This is a genomic window from Sphingomonas sp. IC4-52, assembly GCF_020707225.1.
Classification (GTDB): domain Bacteria; phylum Pseudomonadota; class Alphaproteobacteria; order Sphingomonadales; family Sphingomonadaceae; genus Sphingomonas.
Genome location: NZ_JAJFEU010000014.1, coordinates 1 through 4408, shown reverse-complemented (window position 1 = coordinate 4408; position 4408 = coordinate 1). Strand labels below are relative to the sequence as shown.

The following is a 4408-nucleotide window of genomic DNA, read 5'->3' as shown; positions in this document are numbered from 1 at the left end:
GTTGTAGGTCAGACCGCCCAGGATGCTGTGCGACCGGAACCGGCCTTCGTAGGCGCGGTTCGCGAAGTCGACGAGCTCGACGTTGCTGGCGTTGAAGAAGCGATACTTCAGCGTCGCGTCGAGGTTCTCGGTCAGCGGCGCACGAACGCCGGCGATGCCCTGCCATGCGAAGACGGTGTCAGAGTCGTTCAAGAAGCTGCCACGCTGGTTCAGCGCGACGCGGTTCTTGATGCGCGCCACACCGGCACCACCGCCGATGAAGCCCTGGATGCCGTCATCGTCACCGAAGTCGAGCATACCGTTGACCATGAAGCTCAGCGCCGTCGAACGGCCGCCAGCATAGTCAAACGTGCCCGGAGCAACGGTACCGGCGCCTGCACCGGTGGTCACCGGAACGCCGACCGTGGAGGTGTAGCTGTCCACAACGGCCGACTTGTAGGCAACTTCGGCCTCGAGGCGGAAGCCGCCGAAGTCGTAACCAACCACACCATCGGCGTCATAGCCATAGTCGTGGTCGATGGTGCCGGTGCCCGACGTGGCGGACGTGATATCGAACTCGATGTCCTCGACGATCATACCACCGAACTCGGCGCCTACGTACCACGCGTTATCGCGGGCAAGTGCAGGCGAGGCGAGAGCGGTAGAAGCGAGCGCCAGAACTACGGCAAGCTTCCGCATCATATTCCCCTTTCCATGGTGTCACTACGGACAGCGCAAACTCACTATCGAAAGGATGGTTTCCGTGCAAGGCGACAAAAAGAGGCAACTGTTGCACGGAAAACACACATTTTAACGTTGGATCAGACCGTGAACGCGCAGCGTTTCCAGCACAGCTTCAACTGCTTCGCGTGCCTGGAGGTCGATCGTTGACCCGCCGGTCACGCCTGGAATGGCCGGTTGCGGCGCGGCCAGCATGGACGCTCCGTCGATCACGATTCTGGACGCGCGCACTTCGCCGATGCGCCAGGCCCCCGCTTCATACCGGGCTGTGAGGCCGTCCTCGATCCGCCATACCGTCATTCCCGGCCGCGCTGGCAGGAAGCGCCAGCCGGCAAGCGTCCAGCCTGCAACCGCTCCCTCTCGGCCCGCCCATTCGCCAACCGGCTGGGAGCCTATGACCCAGCATTCTCCTTCCGCCGGTTCCTGCGGTGGCACGTCCACCCCCATCGCCACGACTGCGGGCTGCACCGCAACGTCGAGCATGGCCAGCGCTTCATTGTGGTCCAGCTCCTTTTGGGCCTGACCAGCATGGAGCAGCGGCAGCCGCAACCGCGCGGTGGCATCCCCGCTCATGCTATCGTTCATGATTCCTCCTCCCCATTCCACGTGATTGTCGGGCGCGATTGTCAGAAGCTGACGGTCGCCGCGGCGGAGCGGCCGTGCGTCCCGATCTGTTGCACGGCCACCTGGCCTGACGCTGGGCTCGTCGCTCCCAGCGGCACGGTGACGGACGGCGCCTCGCTCTCCAGCGTGATCGTCCCGCCGGCAGTGCTGATGGTGACCCGATAGGCCTCGCGTTCTTCCGCCAGCGCGGTGTCGATGCCATCGCGCCACCGCCAGTCGGTTCGGCTGCGCCGCCGCCAGCTGCAATGCAGGGTCTGATCCAGGACGCGAGCCGCCAGTCTGACCGGCGCTGGAGGAAGCAGCGAGCGGCCGGAAAGCACGCCCGATGCTTCCACCGGCACTGCATCACCGACCCCGTTGGCCATCACCAGAATGCGTTGTCCGGACGCAGCCTCGATAGGGATGGTTGCCACACTGTCACCATCCAGCAACACGAGACGGGCCCCCTGTTGAGCACCATGAATGGGGGTGCCGAAGCGCCCGCGGCGCAGGCCCGTCACCCGCCCGCCGACGGTATAGCGATAGCCCGCCGCCCAGCCGCTGGCGTCCAGCACCACGCCGACCCGCTCGGGCCTGAGCGGATACAGTTCCGCGACGTCGCCCGTCTCGTCGCGCAGCACCTGGACGAAGGCATTGCCGTGCAGCAGCACCTGCGCCGCCACCACTTCGGCCAGCCGCCCGCCCCCGGCGCGCGCCGTCACCAGCGCCAGCAGCGCGGGATCGCTCGCGTCGAGCGGCGCCGATCCCACCGCCTCCGCCACCAGCCGCACCGCGCGCTGCGCCACCGCATTGCCGAGATATCCCGCGCGCACCTGCGCCTCATAGCCAGACGGCCATTCCCCTTGCGCAAGGGCCTGCCCCGCCCGCGACCCCGCCCCACGCGAAAGGGCCGGGCGCGATTCCTCACGCCCGGCCCTCATGCCGAACCACTTCATGCTCATCCCTCCCGAATTGTCAGGTCACGCCGCGCCGCCGCGCTAGATCGCCCGCACCCCGGCCTGCACGCGCCGCCCCAGCATCAGTTCATGCAGCGCCCAGACCAACGCATCCGCGCGGTCGGGCGACCGCCCCGGCCCCTCATAGCCGCCACCGATCACCAGCCCGCACAGCTCGTCCTCCAGCATCGGGAACACGCCCGCATGGCGCACGCGCCCGGCCTCATACAGCGCCGCCACCGGCTCTGCGCGCGCCACCTTGCCGCGGCTGGCATGGACCAGCCTCACCGGCAGCCCCGTGTCGGCGGCATGCAGCACCGATCGCACCATCTCGCCGCCCTGATTGGCCTCCGCCACCACCCGGTCGGCGCCATGCCGCGCGGCGCAGCCCGCCACCGCGCGCGCCCAGCCCTCCGGCGTCGCGCCGGTGACGCTGGCGTCCTCGATCACATGGCCGCCGCCCGCGGCATCCACCCCCGCGGCCACGATCCCGCAGGCGTCACCGCCGACGCTCGCCGGCGGATCAACCCCAACCACAACGCGCACCAGCACCGGCGCCGCGACGATGCGACAATCCTCGATCATCGCGCGCGTCCACAACGCGCCCGCGACCGTCTCGATCATCTCGCCGTCCAGCTCCTGCCGGCCCAGCGCCGTCCCGCCATAGCTTTGCGCCATCGTCTCGACGAACGCCGCCGGCAGGTGGATGTTGTCGCCCGTCCGCCCGGTCGTCTGGTGCAGCCCCGGCAGCGCCATCACCCGCCGCATCAGCGCGGTCGATCGCGGCGTCGTCGTCACCATCACCTGCGGCTGCTTTCCCAGCCGCATCGTCATCATCAGATTGTCCCAAGCCGCCTCGCCGCGCCGCCATTTGCCCAATTCGTCGCACCAGGCGGCATGATGTTCGGGCCCACGCAGCCCCTCGGGCGAGTCCGCCGAATAGACGGTGGCGATCGCCCCGCCCGGCCAGCGCACCTCGCCCTTGCTCGCCGCCCAGGCCGGCCGCATGTCGAGCCGCGCGGTGGCAAGCACCCCGCTCGGCCCCTCCACCATCACCCGCCGCGCCTCGTCCGCCGTCGCGCCGACCAGGGCGATCCGCGCTTCGGGACGGGTGCGCGCAATACCATTGACCCATTCCGCCCCCGCGCGTGTCTTGCCGAACCCGCGCCCTGCACGGACCAGCCACACGCGCCACGCCTCCTCTGGCTCATATTGTCCCCCATGCGCGAAGGTGTGCCAGCGCCCCGCCATCTCCACCTTCATCGGCATCGACAGTTCTGCGATCACCCGGTCGCGCTCGTCCGGCGGCAGCAGCGCCAGCCTCAGCAGCAGATCGTCGCTCATGACGGCGCCCCCCGCCGCGCCAGCCCGTCCAGCGCGCGTTTCAGCGCCGCGTCGCTCTCCGCCTCGGTCGGCATCCTCACCGGCAGCGTCCGGCCCCGCCGTCCGGCATCGGCGGCGCGATGCCGCTGCAACATGCCGACCGCCAGTTGCAGGTCGCCGTTGCTGATGCTCGCCCCCACCGCCCCGGCGGCCACGCCGTCAACCTTGCCGATCGCATAAACCAGCAGCGCATTTTCCAGCCGGTCGTATCCGATCGCCAGCGCCTCGTCCCAGGCCGCGGCAAAGGCGGCATCGACGCTGCGCCAGCGGTGCACCGTCGCCAGCGTCCGCCCCGCCGCCGCGGCCGCCGCCGCCACGTTGCACGTCTCCGCCAGCACCTTGGCAAAGCGCAGCTGCCTGAGCTTCGTGGTATGCCCCGCGATCCGCTCGGTGCCGCGCAATGCCTCGTGGCACGCCGCCAGACCGTCCGGAGCGGCCCCGTCCTGAGCCGCACCATCCAGCGCCGCGCCAGCCTCATCCCCTTGCGCCGACCCGCCGCTCTCACGCCCCGCCGCATCGCCCCTGTCGGCCGATGCGGACGCGGCGCGCGCCTTACGGGGACGGTTTGCCCCTTCAGCAATGCGTCGGGTGCTCGGCGCACCGGCATCACGCCGTGCACTTGCATCCTCCATCGCGCGAGGCGCGCGCTCGTCCCCCACCGCAGGATCGCCGGCAGCGCGGGGGCGGCCAGCCGCTGACCGCCCGCGCTGCGCCGCCGTCTTCGTCTCTCCCGATCCGCCCGCATC

4 protein-coding genes and 1 pseudogene are annotated in these 4408 nt (G+C 69.9%); all 5 read right to left on the bottom strand.

Annotated elements, in window-relative coordinates:
* Window positions 1-678: outer membrane protein (locus LK535_RS16635; protein WP_227773050.1), on the bottom strand; the 678-nt coding region annotated here is incomplete at its 3' end.
* 111 nt (window positions 679-789) lie between these two features.
* The gene (locus LK535_RS16630) at window positions 790-1305 is read right to left on the bottom strand and encodes a DUF2793 domain-containing protein (RefSeq protein WP_227773049.1); all 516 of its coding nucleotides are present in this window, start codon (window positions 1303-1305) and stop codon (window positions 790-792) included.
* A gap of 41 nt (window positions 1306-1346) precedes the next feature.
* The gene (locus tag LK535_RS16625; RefSeq protein WP_227773048.1) at window positions 1347-2279 is read right to left on the bottom strand and encodes a phage portal protein; all 933 of its coding nucleotides are present in this window, start codon (window positions 2277-2279) and stop codon (window positions 1347-1349) included.
* Window positions 2280-2321: 42 nt separating this feature from the next.
* Window positions 2322-3623, bottom strand: a complete 1302-nt coding sequence (locus LK535_RS16620; RefSeq protein WP_227773047.1) for a DNA-packaging protein — start codon at window positions 3621-3623, stop codon at window positions 2322-2324.
* Window positions 3620-4408, bottom strand: a pseudogene (locus LK535_RS16615) (hypothetical protein); the annotation flags it as partial. The gene LK535_RS16620 and the pseudogene LK535_RS16615, both read right to left, overlap by 4 nt.

Bases quoted from the DNA above. Each gene is read 5' to 3' on its own strand.
- LK535_RS16630 (WP_227773049.1), bottom strand. From the start codon at position 1,305: ATGAACGATAGCATGAGCGGGGATGCCACCGCGCGGTTGCGGCTGCCG.
- LK535_RS16625 (WP_227773048.1), bottom strand. From the start codon at position 2,279: ATGAAGTGGTTCGGCATGAGGGCCGGGCGTGAGGAATCGCGCCCGGCC.
- LK535_RS16620 (WP_227773047.1), bottom strand. From the start codon at position 3,623: ATGAGCGACGATCTGCTGCTGAGGCTGGCGCTGCTGCCGCCGGACGAG.